Origin of the sequence: Nocardia wallacei, assembly GCF_029868745.1 — a bacterium.
In the GTDB taxonomy this organism is placed as follows: Bacteria; Actinomycetota; Actinomycetes; order Mycobacteriales; family Mycobacteriaceae; genus Nocardia; species Nocardia wallacei_B.
On record NZ_JARWOP010000027.1, the window covers coordinates 1 to 2,867 of the forward strand.

Sequence of the window (2,867 nt, forward strand, 5' to 3'; positions counted from 1 at the left end):
ACCCAACACACCGAACAAGTCGAACACCGACAAATCGAAATCGACTGCCGCAACAGCCAACACACGATCCCCCGCACCGATCCCATAGCGGGAACACAAATCAACGAGTGTATTCACCGCACTGCCGTGCTCGATTTCGACACCCTTCGGCACTCCCGTCGAACCGGAGGAGAAAATGACATACGCGAGATCGGTTGCCACACCCCGATACACCGTGTCCGGATCGTGGTGCCGCGCATCGGTGATCACCGCCACCGGCACGCCGCCCGAGCGCTGGTCGGGTTCTCCGGCGTCATCGGTCAACACGACCGCGACTCCCGCCTGCTCGAGAATCGCGTGACGACGCTGCGCCGGTTGATCTTTGGCGACGGGGACATACGCGGCACCTGCGGCAAGGACGCCATACAACGCCGCCACTTGCACCGCACCCCGAGGCAGAGACACCGCGACCGCATCACCCGGACGCACCCCATGCGCGATCAGGAGTCCCGCGACTTGCCTACTGTGTTCAGCCAATTCACCGAAACAGACGACCGCGTCCCCGTCGATCACCGCTACCCGTTCCGGATCCGCCGCCGCGACATCGAACATCGCCGTATGCAGCAACCCGCCGCCAGGAAGATCGCCCGGCCCCGCGGTGTCGTTGACCTGATCGCGAATCACCCGCTGATGCGGCGGCAACACGGGTAACGCCTCGTGCAGCGGTCGCTCCCAATCCACCTCACCCAACCGGTTCAGGAGCCGGTGGTAGGTGGCGAACATGTCGTCCACCATTCCGTCGGGGAACAATTCGTCCACCGAATCCCAGCTGAGCAACAGGCCGTCCGGCAATTCGATGACCTGGTGGTCCAGCCACACCTGCGGGGTCTGTGTGCGGGTGTAGTCCGGCCATAGCACCGACCGCGCCAATTCGTCGTCCACCCCCAGCATCGAGGTGAATACCACGGGGACGGGTTCGGCCGGAATCGCGCTGTCGCGGGCCAGTTCTCGCAATACCCGCACCGCGGAAATCTGCTGATGGTCCAGGTCGCTCCACAACTGTTCCTGCAATCGGCGGGCGCGTGCGAGCCAGCTTTCGCGCTCCGCCGGGCGATCCGCCACCAGCAGCAGCGAACTGAAGTCGCCGACCACCCGCATGATGTCGGGGTGCACGTCACGCCGGTCGAAGCGGGTCAAGGTGACAGTCAGGTCGCGCTGGGCGCTCCAGCCGCCGAGCACCCACGTGTAGCACGCCAGCAGCACCACGCTCGGTGTCACGCCGAAGCTCCTGGCACGTGCGACGATCCGGTGCCAGGTTTCCGGCTCCAGCCGCGCTTCACGGCGGCGGAAGCGGGGATGCTCCACCGCGGCGGGTGAGATGCGCAGTGGCAGTTGCGGTCCCGGCGGCAATTCCGGCAGCCGCGCACGCCAGTACGACAGCGCGGCTCGAACCTCATCGTCCGAAGGGGCACAACTCAGCACATAGTCACGGAACTCGATGGCCGGCGGCGTCGGTTCGATATCCGGATCGGCATACCATCGCAGCCATTCGGAAATGAGCACCAGAGCGCTCAGGCCGTCGACGACCAGGCTGTCGAAAACCGTGCACACCCGGGCCTTTTCACCGTCGCGCACGATTCGCACGTCGAACAGTGGCCACGCCGACGAATCGAGCGCCCCGTCCGCCATGTCCGCCCGCACCGCCGCGGCCACGCCGTCGAAATCGGCGCCTGCGTCGATCACGGGGATCCGATACTCCGCGACGTCGGGCAGTACCTGCTGCATACCTTCCGCACCGACCACCGCGCGCAACATCGCGTGCCGATCGATCACCCGATTCCAGGCGCGCTCCAACCGGTCCGCGTCCAGATCGGGCCAGTCGTACTCGAAGTACAACTGCGCACCGATACCGCCCAGGTCGAATTCTCTCGACCGGCCCAGCCAGTACGCGACCTGAATATCGGTCAGCGCGAACGGTTCCAGCCGGTTGGCCGCATCGGTCGTCAGCGACCGAACCGGAGCCGACCCCTGCGGCGGTTCGCCCGGCGTGGAGTCTTCGGTGTGCGGCCCATTCCGGGTGAGTCCGGCGATGGTCGGGCTGGTGAAGAATTCGCGGAGGGTCACGGTGCGGCCGAGTTCCCGGCCGAGACGGCTCACGAGTCGGGTGGCCGACAGCGAATCTCCGCCCGCGCCGAAGAAATTGGTATCCCGGTCGGGCAGGTCGCCGCCGAGTACCTGTTGCCAGATCGACCCGATCCGCGTTTCCAGGCCCGGCCGCAACAGTTTCCGTTCCAGGGGCCCGGATGTACTTGTGGTGATGGCCTTTTCGGCACGGCGCACCAGATCGGCGTGATCTATTTTCCCGTTCCCGGTCAATGGCGGGTCCGGCAATCCGATCAGTTCGGGCGTCCACCCCGACGGCAACCGGTCGGCCAGAAAGCTCCGCATGTCTGGGGGCACATCGGGTTCTACGAAAGCGACGAGCCGTGCCCGCGCACGCTCACCCACCGCGAGCGCGATCGCCCGACGGACCTCCGAATGCGCGCTGATCGCGTGCTCGACTTCCCCCAATTCCACGCGGTGTCCACGGATTTTCACCTGTCTGTCGGCTCGGCCGAGGAATTCCAGAACGCCGTCCGGGCGATACCTGCCCAGATCCCCCGTGCGATACCAGCGCAGGCCTCCGTCCTCGAAGAAGCTGGACGCGCTCCGCTCCGGATCGCCCCGATAGCCGCGGGCCACTCCCGCGCCACCGATCAACAACTCCCCCGGCACCCAATCGGGCCGATCTCCGCCGGACTCGTCCACCACCCGAAAACACTGATTACGCAACGGACGACCGTAAGGAATCGACGTCCACTCCGGATCCACAGCCTCGACCTCGAAGA

General features: G+C 65.8%; 1 protein-coding gene. It reads right to left on the reverse strand.

The window, feature by feature from the left end:
• Positions 1 to 2,850, reverse strand: a 2,850-nt coding sequence (locus tag QH470_RS01075) for an AMP-binding protein (RefSeq protein ID WP_280270338.1), incomplete at its 3' end; no start/stop codon positions are given.
• Between the last annotated feature and the right edge of the window lie 17 nt (positions 2,851 to 2,867).